The sequence below is a fragment of the Streptomyces xanthii genome (assembly GCF_014621695.1).
Taxonomy (GTDB): domain Bacteria; phylum Actinomycetota; class Actinomycetes; order Streptomycetales; family Streptomycetaceae; genus Streptomyces; species Streptomyces xanthii.
In genome coordinates this window covers 7572085-7590118 of sequence record NZ_CP061281.1, presented here as the reverse complement: position 1 = coordinate 7590118, position 18034 = coordinate 7572085, and the positions used below count along the sequence as shown (strand labels likewise).

The following is an 18034-nucleotide window of genomic DNA, read 5'->3' as shown; positions in this document are numbered from 1 at the left end:
GCCCCGAGCCGGTCGGGCCGGTGGCCGGCTACCTCAGTTCACGGGCGAAGAAGGCCCCCACCTCGTGGCGCAGTTGAGCCAGTGTCGCGGCGGCGGCCGCGGTGCCTACGAGTGCCTTGCGTGTCGCCGCTGTCACGAGCCCGGCGGTCTGGAGTTGTGGGACGAGCGAGCCGTAGTCGGTGAACGCCCAGTGGTTGGTGTCGCTGAGGCGGGCGCGGTGGGCGGGCTGGTCTTTCCAGGAGGATTCGATGCGGTCGGCGCCTTCGAAGCCGTCGGTGCGGAAGAGCAGGAGGGGGCGGCCGAAGTCGGTCGGTGTGCCGTACAGGTCGAGGTAGCCCTCAAGGTTCGCGACGGCGTTGACGCGGACGTCGGGGCGGGCCGCGTACACCACTGCCGTACCGCCGGCCGAGTGGCCGTACATGCCGATCCGGCGGTGGTCGATGACCGGGGCCAGTGGCAGGGAGCGGAGCCGGTCGATGACCAGGCGGAGGTCGGCGATGCGCGTGTCGATCATCGTGCGGAACGTGGCCGGGTCCGGCGGGCCGACGAGGACGGTCCTGCGCATCCCGGTGGGCAGTTCCACCTGGGACGCGTCGCCGGGGTGGTCGACCAGGACGACGACGCGGCCGTGGCCGGCGAGGTCCTCGGCGAGGCTCGTGCCCAGGGTGCGGGAGTCGCCGCCGCCCGGTGAGTACACCAGCGCGGGGTGTCTGCCGGGCAGGGGTGGCGCCCCCTCGTGGCTGTGGGTGAGGACCGCGCCCCAGTCCACCGCTCCCTGTTGCGGCAGACCGGGATGGACGAGTGGTGCGTACTCGGCGAACACCGTGGCTTCGTTCGGGGTGAGTTGGGGCGCGCGCGGGAAGCCGCGCACCGTGCGGGCCGGGTACAGGATGGTCAGCATCAGCTCGCGCAGGCCGCCGACCCATGGGTCCGTGCGGGTGGGGTCGGTCAGATGGACCCTGCACCTGCCCACCGGGTGCGGGCCTGTCGGCGCGGGCAGCCGGAGGCGGGGGTGCCCGGGTCGACGGGTGGCGGACGCGGCCGTGGGCAGCAGGGCGGCGGCGCTCCCGAATAGGGTGCCTTGCAGAAGGGTGCGTCGGGACGTCATGCGAGCCATCGTCGACGCGGGATCGTCAGGGCGCGAAGGTTCAGGTTCTGGCCGAAAGGCCGGCCGGGGGCGAGGAGTTGTGGAGTGCTGCGCATCCACTTCACGGCACGGGACATCGCACGGATCCGTTTCGCTCCGCGTCCCGCGCCGCTTCAGGAGTTGCACGCGGCCCTGGCAGCGGCCGTGAATCGGCAGGGCGGGCCGTTGCTTGCGCCGTGGCGTGGTCGGGTCCTTCGCTCGCTTCCGGCCACCGCGGCTCCGCTCGCGGACCTGGTTCCGGCAGGCCGGCCGCCCCTCTTCCTCGATGTCCTCGGCGAGAGCCTGAGCGACAGTTTCGAGCAGATCCGCGTCACCGGCTCGGGCTTCGTCCGCTCCGAACTGGAGCGTGTGTACGGGGGCCTGCCCGCTCCCGCCTGGATCCGCGGGCTGCACGCGAGCGACGGCTCGGGCTGGCGCACGCTGTACCGCGCGCAACAGGCCGCTTACGAGGCGGTGCTCGCCCCGGTCTGGTCCGTCGTGCAGCAGCGGCACCGTGAGGAGTTCACGCGCTACGCCCTCACGGTCGCCGAGCACGGGGTGGCCGGCACGCTGGCCCGTCTGGCTCCGGACAGTCGCCTCGACGACGGGGTGTGGGCGTGGCCGGGCGCGGCGACGGCAGGGGCGACGGAGATCCGGGACATCCGGCTCGCGGGGCGCGGCCTCGTGCTCCTGCCCACCTTCCATCACCCGGCGGGCCCGTTGCTCCAGGACTCCCCTGGCCGTCCGGTGGTCCTGACGTATCCGGCCGCCGGGCCGTCCGCGCTCCCGCCCACGGCGGGGCGCCCGGACGTCGACGCCGAGGCGCTCGCCGCCGTTCTGGGCCGCACGCGGCTCGACGCCCTGCGTCTCCTCGCCGAGCCCCACACCACCACGTCCCTGGCCCGCGCCCTCGATGTCAGCAACGCGACAGCCTCGGCGCACGCGGCGGCACTCCGATCGGCGGGCATGACGACGACGACCCGTACCGGCCGCTCGGTCACCCACAGACGTACGGCGCTCGGCACGCTCGTCGCGGGCGTCTGACCGGGCAGACTCAAGCCGCCGTCCTGCCCATGCCCGCACGGCTCCGGGGTGGGCTGCCGCGCGGGCGCCAAGACGTGACGAACGCACGGCGGCACGGCTCAGGAGCCCGGGATGGCAGGATGACGCGGTGTCCGACTCTCCGCGTGCGCCGTGGCTGCGCGGCATCGCCTTCAATCCGGCGGCGCCCTCCGACGTCCTGATACGCCTCCTGGATCGCGCGGCGGGTGAGTCCGGCCTGCGGATGTGCGAGGGGCGTGCCCTCCCTGACGCCGTCGTCGACGCCGCGCTGCGTCATCCGGACCCGGTCGTCCGCCGCGCGTTCGCCCGCAACCCGTACGTCGACCCGGCCCGGCTCACCCCGTTGGCGACCGACCCGTCGGGAATCGTCCGCGCGTGGCTCGCCGGCGGACCCCGTGGCTACCCCCGACGGGTCCGACCACTGCCGGACGGCATCCTTCTGGCCCTCCTGACGGCTCGGGAGGCGGGCGAGGACGGCAAGCTCACCGTGGACGAGATCGTCGCCGAGCTCGACTCGTCCCGGCAGATCCCGCTGTCGTTCTTCCGCTCCATGGCCGGCCGCGAACGCCCCGAACTCCGCGTCCTGGCGACCTGGAGGTGGGAGTCGCTCACCCCGGACCAGCGGGCGAGGCTGCTCGACGACCCCGACCCCACGGTCCGTGAGGCGGCGCGGGACAAGAACTGGGCGACGGATCCGGGGCAGGTGGAGGCCAGGCTGCCGTCCTTCAGCCCGCGGAACGCATGGGTGTTCGCTACCTGCGCCCTGTCCCCCGCGCTCATCGAGCAGTGCTTCGCCGACGGCACGGAGCACCTCCTGACCCGCAACAAGTACATCCCGGCCCACACCGTCGCCCGGCTCGCCCGCCACCCCGAAGCTCAGGTCCGCGCGGAGGTCGCGACCCGTCCCGACCTGGGACCGGACCTGGCCGCGGAGTTGAGGCAGGACGAGCACGAGGGAGTACGGACACGTGCTCGCCTGCACCCCTTCATCCGTACCTGGGCCGAGTCCTCGGCGATGGAGTGGGGCGTCGACCACGGACCTGACTGCCCTTGCCCGATCGGTGAACCGTTCACCCAGCCGCACACCGATCCGGCCGTCGGCCCGTCCCCCGACTGGTTCGCCGCCTGCGCGGTGGCCGAGGAACCCGAGCGCCGCCGTGTCGCGGCGAGTTGGCCGGGCCTGTCGGCCGAACTCGTCGAAACGCTCGCGCAGGACTCCGACGAAGAGGTGAGGATCCGACTGGCCTGCCACCACCCGCTCGCGCCGCCGCACCTCCTGACCGAGGTCTACGTCACGCGCTCCGCCCACCGTCCCCACCTACTGACCCTGCCCGCGTTCCCCCGTACCGGCTGGGCCCACCACATCGACCATCCGGATCCCGAGGTACGAGCCCTGGCCGCAGCGGATCCCGCCGTGCCCGCCCCTCCGCTCGCGGACCCCGACGCAACGGTGCGCCGGGCAGCCGCCACCAACCCGAACCTGACACCGGAGACCCTGGAGGCCCTCCTCTCCGACCCGCAGACCGCCGAGGGAGCAGCGGCCAACCCGGCCCTACCCGTTGCACGCATGCACGCTCTGCTCGACCAGTGCCTGAACGACACCAGCAACCCGCCGACGGCTGCCCCGCGCTGACACTCCAGCGCGACGGCTACAAGAGACCTGCCGCAACGCCCTGCATGACGTGGTCGAGGACCGTGCGCAGCCATGGTTCGCGCACGGCCGGCAACCGGACCAAGGCGTGCTGGAACGTCGCCCGGTCGGCCCGGAGCGGGTGGTCGGGAAGCAGGGGAAGCGGGTCGTCGCGGAGTACGTCTCGGGGCATGCGGCCTGACGGGGGCACCGGCGGGTACGGCTGTTGGGCCCGTCCGCTCCCTCGAGTCCACAGCAGGCACCGCCGCGCTTCTCCGGAATCAGCCGGGTTCCACGGATGTCACCGGGAGCGATGACGCTCGCTCCGGGCGTGCCGTCGGACAGGGCACGGACCGGCGCGTAGATGCCACGTGCCGCCGCCTCGCCCGGCCCGACCTCGTCCCACATCCGCCACGGCCCTCCCCACGGGTCGGGGTCAACGGCAAAGGTCCCGGACCTCATAAGTACGGGACCCCGGATCCGGTCCGTGCAGCAATCCCGACTTCTCGAACAAGAGGCGGTCCTATGATCGCGCTCATGAGTTCCGCCCTGATCCTCATAGACCTGATGCCGCGCATCGTCGCCCTCCCCCTCGCCCCGTACTCCGGTGACGAAGTGCTGGCGCGCAGCCGCGAGTTGGCCGATGCGTTCCGGGCACGGGAGTTGCCCGTCGTGACGGTGCGGGTGGAACGTCCGGACGTCGACGTGCAGCCGCCGGGCAGCGGATTCGCCGACGGCCTGGTGGCCGACGGCGACCTCGTCGTGGTCAAGCGCAGCATCGGCGCCTTCTACGGCACCGGTCTGGACGAGCGGTTGCGCGCCCTGGGCGTGGACACCCTGGTGATCGCCGGTCTTGTCACGACGATGGGCGTCGAGTCCACCGCACGGGCCGCGTCCGACCACGGCTACCAGGTGGAGTTCGTGGCCGACGCGATGTCCGGACTGGCCGCGGACGAACACGACTTCGCGGTGGATCGGATCTTTCCGCGTTTCGGCGAGGTGAGGAAGACCGCCGATTACCGGTGACGCCGCCCGGCCGGTCCCCGCCGGCCGCCGGAGCGAGGGAGCTAACGCCACCCTGTCCGCGCTCTCACCCACTCCACCGCCGCTTCACCCTGCGCGCGCTGGAAGCCCCGCAAGGTCGGCAGTCCCGGCGGCGGGGGCTTGGCGGAGTGGCGCAGGAAATAGCCGGCCAGGGCGATCAGCACGGTCGTGACATCTTCGGCGTCGGCCCCGCGGGCGCACAGATGCTCGTCGAGAACGCTCATGGCATCCGGTGCGCCCTGCATGATCACGCTCGGGCCCATCGCCACGACGTCGAACCAGGCGGCACCGACCGCGGCCCACGGCCAGTCGACCACCACGACGCGGTCCTCGGTCAGCAGAACGTTGTCCGCGCGCAGATCGCCGTGGATCAAGGCGCTGCCGGCCGCCGCGGTCGTCCAGTCGGCCTCTCGCTCGACGAGACGCCCGAGATGGCGCCGCGCCCAGGGGGCGAGCCAACTCAGCTCGCCCGTCTTGTCCTCGCAGGCAGCGGCGAGCCACCGCCAGCCTCGAAAGTCCTCACCGATGCGGTCGGCGAGGGTCGGCGCCTGGATCGGCGAGGGGTCGAGCTGCGCGGACAGCTCGGCAGCCGCCGTGAGGACGCGGTGGAGTTCGTCCGGCCGCCATGGCTGGGCCGGCGTCCTGCCGTCGATGTCTTCGAGGACCAGGACGACCCAGCCTTCGAGGTCCAGGGACGTCAGCAGGGCCGGCACGGGGGCGGTGGCCGGCAAGGCTGCCGTGATCCTGGCCTCGGCCCGGTGCAGGTCAGGAGTGTCAGGGTTGGGTTCGGGCCCGACGGCCTTCACGAAGACCCGTCGACCGTCGGCAAGGCGCACGCGAGCGGCGACACCGGGCGAGAAGCCCCCGGCCTGGGTGACCGCGAGCTCGACGGCTGCCCCCAGGGAGGCCTCGACCTGGCTCCTCACGCTGGAGGGAACAGCCCACCAGTCGACGCGTACGCCCGCCGCCGCGGGCACATCGGTGGTCTCGGCACGTGCTTGTCTCCCCATGTCCATATGTTCCAGGCGGGGTCGACGGGGAGCAACCAGATTTCGTGCTACCGCCAGTGGATCCAGTCCCCGTGCGGGTGCGTGAAAGCGGTGGGTGCGCCGTCGACGGTGAGGACGAACGGCGAGGTCTCGAAGCGGGGTGTCCCGACGTCGGCGACCACGCCCGGCGCCTCGTTCGCGATCCAGACGACGCCGAGCTCGCGGGTCAGCTCCGCGAAATCGGCGCGGACCCGCGGCGTCACGTAGGCCAGCACCGCCGAGTGGAACACCACGACCCGCGCTTCCCGGGGTGCCTGCGCGACGAGGTCCGGCAGCGCTTCGAGCAGGTCGCCCTCGTGGACGGGCACGGGATGGCGCTGCGCGGTCGCCAGGGCGGAGACGAGGCGTTCGCGGCGCGCCGTCTGCCCCGGCCACACCAGGCATTCGAGCCAGGACCGGTCCTCGGGGTCCGACGGGTCGAGCGGGTTGAGGTCGATCCCGGCTGCCCATGTCACCTCGGGCATCCGCAGCTCCGGGTACGGCCCGTCCGCTCGGCAGCGCAGTGTCGGCGCCTGCGGGTCGCGGCCGGTCAGACGTGTGTGGCCGTAGTCGTAGGAGTACCGGTCGACCTGCAGGCACAGTCCGGCGCTCGCGCCGACCTCGATCAGCGCGAGGGGCCCGTCGAGCGCCGCCAGGGCGGGCAGGAGCGTCGCGCAGCGGCCCGGCTCGTTGGTCTGGGTGCGCCGGGCCAGCATCGTCGCCCGCAGCCCCTCGGCCTGCGAGGTGGCCAACTCCCGCAGCGTGTCCGCGTCGGGCCCCGTGCGCAGCATGTGCCCGGCCGCGGCGAACAGCAGGTTCGGCTGTCGTTTGTCAGCGGGCAGGGTGCTCAGGAACTCCAGCACGTCCGGGTCGGACGCCACCGCGCGGGCCAGCGTCTCGTAGGCGGCGGATCGCCCCGCCGCCTCGTTCTCGGCGAAACGGCGGTAGTTCTCCGCCGTCGTCACCTGATCGTCCAAGCCTGTCATCGCCATGGCGTGATCATATGGGCGGGCCCGTTCCCCACAGGATTCCCCTTCGTGCCGGGATCTCCGCCAGAAGTCGCCGCGCGCTAGACCATCGGCCGACGACGCGCCGACAGGGCGCGCCGTTGACTGGGGGCATGACGACGGACAGGTCCGGACCGACGAATCCGGCGGGGCGGGCTCTCGCTCCCGACTTGGCGCGGGGCTTCATGCTGCTGTTCATCGCGGTGGCCAACTCCCACTACTTCCTGCGGGGTTCCCGGATCTTCGGGGGCTTTCCGCAGGGCGGGTCCGTGATCGACTCGGTCACCACGTGGTCGATCTCCACGTTTGTCGACGGCCGGGCGTTCCCGATGTTCGGTCTGCTCTTCGGGTACGGGGTGGCTCACATCGTGCGCCGGCAGACCGCGTCCCGGCCGCGGGACGTGCGGCGGCTGTTGTGGCGGCGCGGCTCGGCCCTCGTGGTCGTGGGCTCGCTGCACGCGCTGCTCCTGTACGTCGGTGACATCCTGGCCGCCTATGGGGTGCTGCTGTTCGTGGGGGCCTGGATGGTGCGCTGGCGGGACCGCCGGCTTCTCCTGACCGCCTTGTTGTTTTTCGTGCTGACTTCGTTGCCGAGTGCTGCTTCGTCGGCGGTGAGCAGTGATCCGCCGGATCCTTCGATGCTGCCTCCGGACGTGGGGACGATGTTCGCGGCCCGCATGGAAGTGGCGCCCGTGGTGGCGCTGCTCGGGCCGATCGGGTTCCTGTGCCCGCTGGCGGTCGGGCTGTGGGCGGGGCGGCGCCGGATTCTGGAGGAGCCCGAGCGGAACCGGACCCTTCTGCGGGTCACGGCCGCGGCCGGGATCGGCATGGCGACGCTCGGCGCTCAGCCCGCCGCGCTGATGGCTGCCGGGGTCGTCGACGTCGCCGGCCCGCAGGCGCTCGAGGTGATCGGGCCGCTGCATGATGCCACGGGGGTTCTCGGCGGGTTCGGGTACGCGGCGCTGCTGGCGCTGGTCGCGGCGCGGGTCGGTTCGCGGCGGGGGCGTGTGGTGAGCGCGGTCGCCGCTGTCGGCCGGCGGTCGATGACCTGCTACCTCGCGCAGTCGGTGGTGTGGGCGGTGGTGTTCACCCCGTTCCTGCTGGACCTCTCCGGGAAGCTGACCGTCACCACGACGGCACTCCTGGCCACAGCCGTCTGGTCGGCGACCGTGCTTCTGGCCCACTCCATGCAACGGCACGGGCGGCGCGGCCCGTTCGAGGTCCTGGTGCGGCGCGTCACCTACGGCCGAGCCGATCTACGGGACGCTCGAAGGGCGTCGTCCGGGTCGCGGAAGTCCCGTGGCCACGGTCACGAACCTCCCGTGCACCTTCAGAGTGGAGTGGGGCTCACCGAGCCCGGCGGCGCCGGCGAGGCCGTCGAACTCGCGGACGGGGACCGGCTGTAGGCCGACTCCGGGCGCGGACAGCGCCGTCGGGCCCGCGACGAAACACGTCGCGGGCCCGACGGGCGGTCTCCGGTGACGGATCAGCCGGTGGTCCAGACGACCGGCTTGTCGCTGTAGGCGTCGCCGTCGTCGAACTCGGCGCCCGTGACATCACCGCTGCGGGACGCGGCGAGCGAGCAGGTCTCGAACGACGCTCCCTTGCCGAACTCGGCCGGTGCGGATTCCTTGTCGCACTTGCCCGGGATGTCACCGATCAGCGAGACGCCGGTGCTCTGGCCACCGTCGAGCAGGCCCCGCAGCTGCACGTACGCGCGCGACAGGTTGGTGTCGCCCACGTTCTCCACCTTCATCTTGATGAAGTACGGCGTCAGGCCCTTCGCTCGCGCACCGAACTGGGACATGTCGGCCTCGGCGCCCTTGTCGATCGCCGTGACGGTGATGGCGAGGGTGCCCTTCTTCTTGGCGTACTCGAAGGGCAGGACCGCCTTGTCGCCGACCTTGAGCCCGGTACCCGGCGCGGTGACATCACCTGCGGGCTGGGCGTCGCCACCCTCGCTCCCGGCGGCGTCGGCGCTCGGGCTCTCCTGCTCCGGAGTGGGCGCCGTCGCCGCGGGCGACTCCTTCTCCTTCGCCCCGTCCTCGCTGTCGCCGCCGCACGCCGTGAGTCCGAGGCCGAGCGTGGTGACCAGAGCGGCCGTCAGTGCGATACGTGCCTTGCGCATGTACGAAACCTTCGCTATTGGGTGAGTTCTCCGCCGTTACGGCGATGTCCCGCGCAGTTTGTCAGGCCTGTGTGCATGTTTGGTGCGCGTGAGGTGGCGGAGACGTCTGGGCAAGCCGAATCCCGCGCCGGAGCCCGCGGAACCACACGTATCTGCCGAACGGGGACTCGAAGCCCCATGAGGTGTTCGGGAAGCTGCCGGCCACGAGCGGAACGTGGGTGCGGTTGCCGGCCGGACTGACGCCGTGCTCCCGTCACTCCAGGGGAAGCGCCGCCCCACGCTCGTGCGGTGGCCTGGGTCCGTGGATCCGCCGCTCATGGGCCTGGATCGGGACATCGTTGATACTGGCCTCGCGCCGCCGCATCAGGCCGTCGGCGTCGAACTCCCAGAGTTCATTGCCGTAGGACCGCCAGTGCCGACCGGCCGGGTCCCGCCATTCGTACTGGAAGCGCACGGCGATCCGGTCGTCGCCGAAGGTCCACAGTTCCTTGCGCAGGGCGTAGTCGAGTTCGCGTTCCCACTTCGCGGCGAGGAAGGCTCGGATCTCGTCCCTGCCGGTCACGAAGGTGTCGCGGTTGCGCCATACCGAGTCCGGTGTGTAGGCGAGCGACACCCGGTCGGGATCACGCGTGTTCCACGCGTCCTCGGCCGCCTGCACCTTGGCCACGGCGTCGGCTTCGCTGAACGGCGGTACCGGAGGACGGGCCGGGGTCGTCTGCTGGATCCGGGTGTCACGGGAGGAGTTCACTGCGACCACTCCGAGTTCTCGATGACGGTCACGAAGTCGGTCCGTACGAATCCCGGAGCGAAGCGGGCGAGGACATCGGCCTTGACGTTCCCGAACGCGGTGGCCGGCCGGTGCGCGATGCCCTCGGTAAACGCTTCCAGGATCCGCCGCTTGAAGTCCGGCCGCGGATGCGCGGCCACGACCGCGTCCCGCTGGTCCTGTGTGGTCTCGTCGAACCCGAGCCCCAGGACGTCGACTTCGACGCCCGCGGTGACCAGGGCCACCTCCGGCTCCATGTGGTACGGGATCTCCGGCGTCGTGTGCAGGGCGATCGCGGTCCATGCCGTCCGGGTGCGCTCCGGGGGCAGTCCGTGCCGCGTCAGAAAGTCGCGGGCCGCGTCGGCTCCGTCGATCTCGAAGCGCTGTGCGGAGGTGGCGTACTTCGGGGTCAGCCCCAGGTCGTGGAACAGCGCTGCCACGTAGAGGAGTTCGGGGTCGTAGTCCAGACCACGGCGGCGGCCGCGCAGGGCGCCGAAGAGGTAGACGCGGCGCGAATGGTCGTAGAGCAGGGTGCCCGCGGTGTCGCGGACCAGTTCGGTCGCCTCCTGGGCGAGCGCGCTGTCGGGGATCTCGATGCCGGCGATGCGTGTGGTCACGGTCGGTCGTCTCCTGGTCGGTCGCCTGCCGAGTGCGGGCGATGCGGTGCGGTGCGTTGCGTTGCGTTGCGTTCAGCCTGCCGTCCGCGCACGCTCGCGCACCATGTCCTTCCAGACATGAACCCCACACATATGGCCATGACATCGCGCTAGCCTGGAGAGATGAGAACCGGTGAGCGCCCCCTGCGCCGAATCGTCTGCGTACTCGCGTACGAGGGCGTACGACTGCTCGACGTCACGGCCCCGCTGGAGGTCTTCAGCACGGCGGTCGATCTGGGGGCCCGCTACGAGGTGGTCCTGCTGTCCCCGGACGGCGGACCTGTCACCACCTCGTCCGGGACCCGGCTGCTCACGGACCCGGTCGACGCGCTCACGGGGCGCGTCCACACGTTGATCGTGCCCGGCTCCCCCGCGCTGCCCCGGCGACTGCCGGACGGACTGGCCGACGCCGTCCGCACGCTCCACTCCGCGTCCTGGCGCACCGCGTCCGTGTGCACCGGCGCCTTCGCGCTCGCGGAGGCCGGGCTGCTGCGGGATCGACGCGCCACCACGCACTGGCGGCACACGGCCACGCTGGCACAGCGCCACCCCGACATCGACGTCGACGCCGACGCCATCTTCGTGCGGGACGGACGGATCTTCACCTCGGCGGGCGTGAGCGCGGGACTCGACCTGGCCCTGGCCCTCGTGGAGGCCGACGAAGGGCCTGACCTGGCCCGGGAAGTGGCTCGCGACCTGGTGGTCTTCCTTCAGCGCCCGGGCGGGCAGTCCCAGTTCTCCGTGGCCACGCGCACCCCCGCGTCGCGGCACAGCGGCCTGACCGCACTCCTCAGGTCGATCGACGCGGACCCCGCCGCGGACCACTCCCTGCCGGAACTCGCCCGGCGGGCGGGCCTCAGCGCCCGCCATCTCACGCGGCTGTTCCGCGACGAGATCGGCGACACCCCCGGCGGCTACGTCGAGTCGGTCCGCCTCGAAGCCGCCCGGACCCTGCTCGACTCGGGCGGGACGGTGACCGCGACGGCTCGACTCAGCGGCCTGGGCAGCGACGAGACGTTGCGGCGGGTGTTCCTGCGGCATCTGGGAGTGACGCCCTCGGCGTACCGCGCGAGGTTCCGTACGACAGGGCGCGGCGGGTCCGAGGGCGGCCGGGCTCGCGGCGCGGCGCAATCGGCCGACCGAATCGCTGAGAGCCGCTGACGGATGTCCGCCCCCGTCCGCGCATCCGCCGGGGCGTGGTGCGCATGGCGCTGCCCGAGCCCCTCCGGGCGGACAATGGAACCAGGACCGCGCTGCCGCGATCCGGTCGCCGGCACCCTCGAGATCCCTGGAGGAACGCCATGTCGCACACCGCCGAGTGGACCGCCCGCCTACACCTGTCGGAGGAGGAGCGCCGGACCGAGGTTCGGGTCGATCTCGACACCGGCTCCGCGCACCTCACGGGCAGCGGCACCGCCCGCTGCAACCCCGTCGACACCGACGTCCCCGCGATCGGTGACGAACTCGCCGCCGCCCGCGCTCTGGAGCAGCTGGCCGCACAGTTGAAGAGGAACGCGTACCACGACATGGAGGCGGCCGGTAATTCTCGCAAGTCCCGTATCGCGCAGCTCGGTTGGCCGGAGATGACCAGGTCCTAGGGCCTGTCTGACCATTCCCTTCTGCTCCGCGACGCCTGGCACGCACTCTCGCCGCACCGGGCGTAAGGCCAAGTACATCCAGTACGAGGCCTTGCGCCCGGCACGCCGAGAGCACGCACCAGACGCCGCGGAGCCGTCCTTCGGACGACGAAGGGAATGGTCAGACAGGCCCTAGCCGCACGCAGGCGCCCGGGCCCGCGGGCCCGGGCGCTCCCTTGTGTTTCCCGCCCGACGCGCACGGCGCCGACCGGCCACGCGCTCGCGGACCGGCGAGGTTCGGACAACCCGAGGGATCCCGCGCGTCGACGCAATCGACGCTCTTGCGGGATTCCTATGGATCAGTCAATCTTTCGCCTGGCAGCCCAGGATGACGAACAGCGCGGCATTCCCGTCGTTGATTTGTCATGCCCCTGGCATGTCGATCGGTGTTTTCCGTCCGCCGGCCCCGGCAGGGTCCCGGCTCGACAACCCCCACAGCAACGCACCACCGATGAGGAGGACCCCTCACATGTTCGTGATGCGTGACAGACGGCGCAGACGCGCCGCCGCCGGTGCCGTAGCCGTCGCGGCTCTCGCCCTCGGCTCCCTCTCCGCCCTCCCGGCCCAGGCCGCCGGATCCGCGACCCAAGGCGTCATCCTGAACGCCGGCGCGGACGGGACCGTCGCCAACAGCTACATCGTCACCCTGCGCGAATCCGCCGCCCAGGCGGAGACCGCGAAGGGCCGGGCGGTGGCGACGAAGTTCGGCGCCAAGATCAAGCGGACCTACACGGCCGCGCTCAACGGCTACTCCGTCGAGCTCTCCCAGGCCCAGGCCAAGAAGCTCGCCGCCGACCCGGCCGTCGAGACCGTCAGCCAGAACCGGGTCTTCCACGTCGACGGCACGCAGCCCTCCCCGCCGTCCTGGGGCCTCGACCGGCTGGACCAGAAGGCCCTGCCGCTCAACCAGAGCTACACCTACCCGGACAGCGCGGGCCAGGGCGTCACGGCGTACATCATCGACACCGGCGTCCGCATCACCCATAGCGACTTCGGCGGCCGGGCCTCCTACGGCTACGACGCGATCGACAACGACAACACCGCGCAGGACGGGCACGGCCACGGCACCCACGTCGCGGGCACCGTCGCGGGCAACTCGTACGGCGTCGCCAAGAAGGCGAAGATCGTCGGCGTCCGCGTCCTGGACAACTCCGGTTCCGGGACCACCGACCAGGTCGTCGCGGGCATCGACTGGGTGACCCAGAACGCCGTCAAGCCGGCCGTGGCCAACATGAGCCTGGGCGGCGGCGTCGACACGGTCCTGGACGACGCCGTGCGCCGCTCGATCGCCTCCGGTGTCACCTACGCCGTCGCCGCCGGCAACGACGGGGCCAACGCCTCCAACTACTCGCCGGCCCGTGTCGCCGAGGCCATCACCGTAGGCGCCACCACGTCCTCCGACGCCCGCGCCAGCTACTCGAACTACGGCAGCATCCTGGACATCTTCGCTCCGGGCTCCTCCATCACGTCGTCCTGGAACACCAGCGACTCGGCCACCAACACCATCTCCGGCACGTCGATGGCCACCCCGCACGTGGTCGGCGCCGCCGCCCTCTACCTGGGCGCCAACCCGACGGCCACTCCGTCGCAGGTCTCCTCGGCGCTCACCACGGCCGCCACCCCGAACGTGGTGACCAGCCCGGGCACCGGCTCGCCGAACAAGCTCCTGTACGTCGGCGACGGCGGCACCACACCGCCGCCCACCGGCGACCGCTTCGAGAACACCACGAGCTACGCGATCAACGACAACGCGACCGTGGAGTCCCCGATCACCGTCTCCGGCGTCAGCGGCAACGCCCCCTCCGGTCTGCAGGTGCCGGTGAACATCGTCCACACCTACATCGGTGACCTCCAGGTCCAGCTGATCGCCCCCGACGGCACGGCGTACACCCTGAAGGCCTTCGGCACCGGCGGCAGCGCGGACAACATCAACACCACGTACACCGTCAACGCCTCCTCCGAGGTCGCCAACGGCACGTGGAAACTCCGGGTCACGGACAACGCGTCCTACGACACCGGCAGGATCAGCTCCTGGGCCCTGCAGTTCTGACGCCCAAATCCTGAAACCCCGCGCATGACAGGGGCGGCCGCCTGTGCGGCCGCCCCTTCTCCGTGTGACCGGTGGACAAGAGGGAACCGGACGGCGCCCACACCCGGGCAGGGCCTGGAAGGATGCGTCCACGTCCGGGCACTCGCGGGACCGCCCCGAGGCAGGACCGCCGCGGGAGCCGCATCGAGGGAAGGCGCGCATGGAAAGCAGGAGTGGGGATGCTCAGGCCGCACGTCGTCTCGTCGGGTGCGTGACAGGCCCGGTCGCCGGAGTGGTCGGCTCCTATGCCGGGACGACGATGCTGGGGAGGGCCTGGAACGACTGCGAGATCGGCATCAACGCGTCGGCCAACTTCTTCTCCCTCATCCCTGTCTTCTTCGCACTGTGGCTGGTCATCTCCGTGCTGTGGATGCTCGCCTTCGGATTCCTGGGCGGCCGCAGCATCGTGGCGGCTTCGATCGTCTCCGTCCTTGTGACTCTGGGGACTTACTGGTTGATGATGTCCATGCTTGGAGCCCCCTCGGGATACCCCGTCAGCGTGGCCGAGTGCGCCCCCGACAATGCTCCGGCGTGGTGGCCTGATTGGCTCCCGCTCTGACTTCTCCCGACAGATCGTGCCGCTCCAACTCATGGACCGGCGAAGCGGCTTGACGGCGGGGCCAGGTGTAACAGAAGCTGTTGCAACTAGGAGGGGTGATGGCGGCCAACAGTCGGTTGACCCTTGCGACGCATACGCTGGCCTGGCTTGCGCTCGCGCAGCGGCGTGGCCAGGAGGTGCTCACCTCGGAGCAGGTCGCAGCCAGCGTCAACACCAACGCCGTGATCATCCGGCGCAGCCTCGGTGACTTACGCCGGGCCGGCCTGGTGGAGGTGCGCCGCGGTGCCGGTGCGGGCTGGAGTCTGGCCCGTGAGCCCGAGGACATCACCCTGCTGGAGGTGTACGACGCCGTCGACGCGCAGCCGCCGTTCGGTCTGCACCACACCGAGCCCAACCTGGAGTGCCCGGTCGGTCGAGGCATCCGGCCCGCGCTGGGCGGGGTCTACGGGCGGGTCGAGCAAGCGATGCGGGCGGAGCTGGCGGACACGTCCATCGCCGATGTTCTCCGCGAGTCGCTGGCGAACTAGGCGGCGGGTCGCCCCCGGACGCGCGCACGGCCGGCGGTCACCATGCCACTTGTTGTAACAAGAATTGTTCCGACAGTTCGATGAGGAGTCAGAGTCGTGAATCCCCTACGGTGTCCGGTCGTCGAACTGCGGCAGTACACGCTGCACCCAGGACAGCGGGACGTGCTGATCGATCTGTTCGACCGGGAGTTCGTCGAGTCTCAGGAGGACGCGGGCGCGACCCTGCTCGGGCAGTTCCGTGACCTGGACGATCCCGACCGGTTCGTCTGGCTCCGCGGCTTCGACGACATGCGGCGTCGCGCCGAGGCGCTGGAGAGTTTCTACGGCGGGCCGGTCTGGCGGGCGCACCGCGACGAGGCCAACGCGACCATGGTCGACTCCGACGACGTGCTGTTGCTGCGGCCGGCCTCGCCCCAAAGCGGCTTCCCCGTGCCGGTCGACGCCCGGCCGGCTCCCGGCGAACCGGCGCCTCGGTCACCGTCGTCGTTCCTCGCCACGGTCTGGTACGGCCGCGGCCCGTTCGACGCCGCGTTCGTCGAGTTCTTCGAGCGGCGCGTGCGCCCCGTGCTCGCCGAGACCGGCTGCGAGCCCTTGGCGTATCTGCAGTCGGAGCACGCCGAGAACACCTTCCCCGCGCTGCCGGTGCGGACGAACGAGGAGGTCTTCGTCTGGTTCGCGCGTTTCGCCGACGAAGGCCGCATGGACGACCGTCTGAAGCGCTTGGAGCACTCGGAGCGCTGGCGCGAGGAGGTCCTGCCGACTCTTTCGGAGCGTTGGGCCAGGGCTCCGCAACAGCTGCGGCTTGCACCCACCGGGCGGTCGGCGCTGCGGTGAGCCCCGAAGCGGGGGTTCGCGCCCAAAGGCAGCCGGGGGACCTCAGCCTGCGGATCTGCACCGAGGCTCCGCAAGGTCGATACGGATGCATGGCGGCGGACATCGACACTCTCGCGGCTCGTCACCTATCTCGCGATTGTCCTGTTCGCGGAGTGCGCTGGGCGTCCCGGCCACTTCGCTCCGACGTGAACGATGTGGAGAAGTGGGCCCGGATCCGTGTGCGGATCCACGCGAGTGTGCCGCTCGGACGCCGAACAGGCCTGGCAGGGGCGGCCGTTCATTAGATCTCGGGTGGGCTGCGTGGTTTGATCCACGTCACCGCTCCCCCGGAGCAGCGACACCCGTCGAACGGGCGTCGCCGTTCCTGCGGTCGAGGCCCGCAGTCCCCAGCGGGGCCACCCCCTCTTGTGGATCCATCCATGCGAAAGGGAAGTACTGAAATGAACTCCGCTCACCAGCTTCAGACCGTCGAGCTCACCGACGCCGACCTCGACGCCGTCTCCGGCGGCGTGGCCCCGCACGCCTCCATCATGGCGGGTCCGCAGGTCGTCAGCGACGCTTCACTCCTCGCGCAGGCCGGCGCCGTCCAGGACCAGGTCCTCGGTGCGGTCGGCCAGTACGGCGACTTCGGCGTCAGCGTCTCTCTCTGACCGCCACCGCCCGCCTGCGCGACGTCAGTGCGTCATTGACCGCGCAAGCCAGGGTTTGGCCGCCGACCGCTCCGGCGCGCTGACCCACCGTGGGGGCATCTCCGCAAGGAGATGCCCCCACGGCTGTCTGCAAGCGGACGGCTCAGTGGCTGAGCAGCCAGCCGATCCGGTCGTAGGCCAGGAGCTGGTAGGCGACCATGACCATCAGGAGCCAACGGGCGGCGCGGCGCAGGCCCGCCCAGTGCAGTGCGGCCACCGCGCCGAAGAACACGGCGAGTTCGAGCAGCAGACGCAGCGGGCCCGGGGTGTCGACGGAACCCGGATCACCTCGCGAGGGGTCGTCCGGGACGGTGAAGGTGCCCCAGGCCAAGCCCACGGCGACCGGTAGCGCGATGACGAGGATCCAGCGCCACGGGGCCGGTGTCCGGCGCCAGGCCCAGATGCCGAAGCAGGCCAGCGAGGTCAGTTCGAGGAGGAAGCGGACGGCGAGCAGGGCGTCGTTGTCGGCGAAAGCCAGCGTGGTCGTGCTCGTCGCCGTCATCGGACGCCCTCGGCCGGCAGGTGGGGGCGGTGCGCGACGACGCATCTGACGGGCGTCGACCTGGTCTGTATGGAGTGGCGTCGGTCTGCGGCGGAGCCGGGCATGGTGGTCAGGTCCTCTCCGGGTGGGTCGGGGTCGCTGTCGTCCCTGTCAGCACCTGGTCGACCAGCTGCTCGACGTAGTCGGCTCCGATCGGTCGGCCGGTGACCAGAAGCCGGTAGTAGAGGGCGCCGGCCAGCTGGTCGAAGAGCACCTCGGAGGAGGTGCCGGCGGGCAGCGCGCCTCGCGCTCGGGCGTGGTCGAGCAGGGTGAGCGGCAGCGCGTTGCGCCGGGCGAACATTCCGCGTACCGCGTCGCCCACGTCCGGATGCCGGGCGGCGGCCGCCACCAGTTCGGCGACGACCCCGGCCGACCGGTCCGTCTCCCCCGCGTCCCGGCCGACGCGGCGCATCCGGTCGAGCCCGGTCGCGATGGCGGTGAGGTAGACGGTCAGGTCGTGGCGGATGTTGCCGGTGTCGGCGACCTCCACGTCGTCCTGGAGCTTGGCGACGAGCGCGACGAGCAGGTGATCCTTTGTGGGCCACCTGCGGTACAGCGTGGTCTTGGCGACGGCGGCACGGCCGGCCACCTCGTCGATGGCGAACCTGTCGTAGCCCCGCTCGACCAGGAGCGCGTGGGCGGCCTGCAGGATCCGCGCGTCGGCGTCCTCGCTGCGGGGGCGGCCTCTGCGTGCGGGGGGTGCCACGAGGT

At 71.3% G+C, this 18034-nt stretch carries 19 protein-coding genes and 1 pseudogene; 11 read left to right on the top strand and 9 right to left on the bottom strand.

Annotated elements, in window-relative coordinates; genetic code table 11:
- Positions 1-28 precede the first annotated feature (28 nt).
- Positions 29-973, bottom strand: coding sequence for an acetylhydrolase (locus IAG42_RS34465; protein WP_394811267.1), 945 nt, complete (start codon positions 971-973; stop codon positions 29-31).
- 219 nt (positions 974-1192) lie between these two features.
- On the opposite strand from IAG42_RS34465, the gene IAG42_RS34460 reads away from it, so the two are divergent.
- Together IAG42_RS34460 and IAG42_RS34455 are read left to right on the top strand one after the other, a co-directional pair.
- A complete protein-coding gene (locus IAG42_RS34460) occupies positions 1193-2170 on the top strand; it encodes a helix-turn-helix domain-containing protein (RefSeq protein ID WP_188340878.1) in 978 nt (325 codons plus the stop codon).
- Between the two features lie 127 nt (positions 2171-2297).
- The gene (locus IAG42_RS34455; protein ID WP_188340877.1) at positions 2298-3821 is read left to right on the top strand and encodes a hypothetical protein; all 1524 of its coding nucleotides are present in this window, start codon (positions 2298-2300) and stop codon (positions 3819-3821) included.
- A gap of 204 nt (positions 3822-4025) precedes the next feature.
- Here the strand turns inward: IAG42_RS34455 and IAG42_RS38640 are convergent.
- A pseudogene (locus IAG42_RS38640) lies at positions 4026-4289 on the bottom strand (hypothetical protein); the annotation flags it as partial.
- Positions 4290-4355: 66 nt separating this feature from the next.
- Between IAG42_RS38640 and IAG42_RS34450 the strand changes: the two are divergent.
- Positions 4356-4844, top strand: a complete 489-nt coding sequence (locus IAG42_RS34450) for an isochorismatase family protein (protein WP_188340876.1) — start codon at positions 4356-4358, stop codon at positions 4842-4844.
- 41 nt (positions 4845-4885) lie between these two features.
- On the opposite strand, the gene IAG42_RS34445 is transcribed toward IAG42_RS34450, so the two are convergent.
- Together IAG42_RS34445 and IAG42_RS34440 are read right to left on the bottom strand one after the other, a co-directional pair.
- Positions 4886-5872 (bottom strand): phosphotransferase family protein, encoded by a 987-nt coding sequence (locus IAG42_RS34445; protein WP_188340875.1) that lies wholly within the window; start codon positions 5870-5872, stop codon positions 4886-4888.
- Positions 5873-5919: 47 nt separating this feature from the next.
- Positions 5920-6882 carry a DUF2332 domain-containing protein gene (locus IAG42_RS34440; RefSeq protein WP_223206291.1) on the bottom strand — a complete coding sequence of 321 codons (963 nt, stop codon included), beginning with the start codon at positions 6880-6882 and terminating at the stop codon, positions 5920-5922.
- A 128-nt stretch (positions 6883-7010) separates the two neighbouring features.
- Here IAG42_RS34440 and IAG42_RS34435 point away from each other — a divergent pair, with 128 nt between their 5' ends.
- Positions 7011-8303, top strand: coding sequence for a DUF418 domain-containing protein (locus IAG42_RS34435; protein ID WP_188340874.1), 1293 nt, complete (start codon positions 7011-7013; stop codon positions 8301-8303).
- A gap of 80 nt (positions 8304-8383) precedes the next feature.
- Here IAG42_RS34435 and IAG42_RS34430 read toward each other — a convergent pair whose 3' ends face one another.
- From IAG42_RS34430 to IAG42_RS34420, 3 genes are all read right to left on the bottom strand, one after another.
- The gene (locus tag IAG42_RS34430) at positions 8384-9025 is read right to left on the bottom strand and encodes a hypothetical protein (RefSeq protein WP_188340873.1); all 642 of its coding nucleotides are present in this window, start codon (positions 9023-9025) and stop codon (positions 8384-8386) included.
- 253 nt (positions 9026-9278) lie between these two features.
- Complete coding sequence (locus tag IAG42_RS34425) at positions 9279-9773, bottom strand: nuclear transport factor 2 family protein (RefSeq protein WP_223206290.1); 495 nt, start codon at positions 9771-9773, stop codon at positions 9279-9281.
- On the bottom strand, positions 9770-10408 hold the full coding sequence (locus IAG42_RS34420; protein ID WP_188340872.1) for an HD domain-containing protein: 639 nt from the start codon (positions 10406-10408) through the stop codon (positions 9770-9772). The genes IAG42_RS34425 and IAG42_RS34420 overlap by 4 nt, the downstream gene beginning before the upstream one ends.
- A 162-nt stretch (positions 10409-10570) precedes the next feature.
- On the opposite strand from IAG42_RS34420, the gene IAG42_RS34415 reads away from it, so the two are divergent.
- From IAG42_RS34415 to IAG42_RS34385, 7 genes are all read left to right on the top strand, one after another.
- Positions 10571-11608 carry a GlxA family transcriptional regulator gene (locus tag IAG42_RS34415; RefSeq protein WP_188340871.1) on the top strand — a complete coding sequence of 346 codons (1038 nt, stop codon included), beginning with the start codon at positions 10571-10573 and terminating at the stop codon, positions 11606-11608.
- Between the two features lie 140 nt (positions 11609-11748).
- A complete protein-coding gene (locus IAG42_RS34410) occupies positions 11749-12045 on the top strand; it encodes a dsRBD fold-containing protein (protein WP_188340870.1) in 297 nt (98 codons plus the stop codon).
- Positions 12046-12553: 508 nt separating this feature from the next.
- Positions 12554-14134 carry a S8 family peptidase gene (locus tag IAG42_RS34405; RefSeq protein ID WP_188340869.1) on the top strand — a complete coding sequence of 527 codons (1581 nt, stop codon included), beginning with the start codon at positions 12554-12556 and terminating at the stop codon, positions 14132-14134.
- 199 nt (positions 14135-14333) lie between these two features.
- Positions 14334-14732 (top strand): hypothetical protein, encoded by a 399-nt coding sequence (locus IAG42_RS34400; RefSeq protein ID WP_188340868.1) that lies wholly within the window; start codon positions 14334-14336, stop codon positions 14730-14732.
- A 98-nt stretch (positions 14733-14830) separates the two neighbouring features.
- Complete coding sequence (locus IAG42_RS34395; RefSeq protein WP_188340867.1) at positions 14831-15259, top strand: Rrf2 family transcriptional regulator; 429 nt, start codon at positions 14831-14833, stop codon at positions 15257-15259.
- Positions 15260-15355: 96 nt separating this feature from the next.
- Positions 15356-16093 carry an NIPSNAP family protein gene (locus IAG42_RS34390; RefSeq protein ID WP_188340866.1) on the top strand — a complete coding sequence of 246 codons (738 nt, stop codon included), beginning with the start codon at positions 15356-15358 and terminating at the stop codon, positions 16091-16093.
- Between the two features lie 440 nt (positions 16094-16533).
- Positions 16534-16743 carry a hypothetical protein gene (locus IAG42_RS34385; protein ID WP_188340865.1) on the top strand — a complete coding sequence of 70 codons (210 nt, stop codon included), beginning with the start codon at positions 16534-16536 and terminating at the stop codon, positions 16741-16743.
- 142 nt (positions 16744-16885) lie between these two features.
- On the opposite strand, the gene IAG42_RS34380 is transcribed toward IAG42_RS34385, so the two are convergent.
- Both IAG42_RS34380 and IAG42_RS34375 read right to left on the bottom strand, forming a co-directional pair.
- Positions 16886-17284, bottom strand: a complete 399-nt coding sequence (locus tag IAG42_RS34380; RefSeq protein ID WP_188340864.1) for a YrdB family protein — start codon at positions 17282-17284, stop codon at positions 16886-16888.
- Positions 17285-17393: 109 nt separating this feature from the next.
- Positions 17394-18029 carry a TetR/AcrR family transcriptional regulator gene (locus IAG42_RS34375; protein ID WP_188340863.1) on the bottom strand — a complete coding sequence of 212 codons (636 nt, stop codon included), beginning with the start codon at positions 18027-18029 and terminating at the stop codon, positions 17394-17396.
- Positions 18030-18034: the final 5 nt, after the last annotated feature.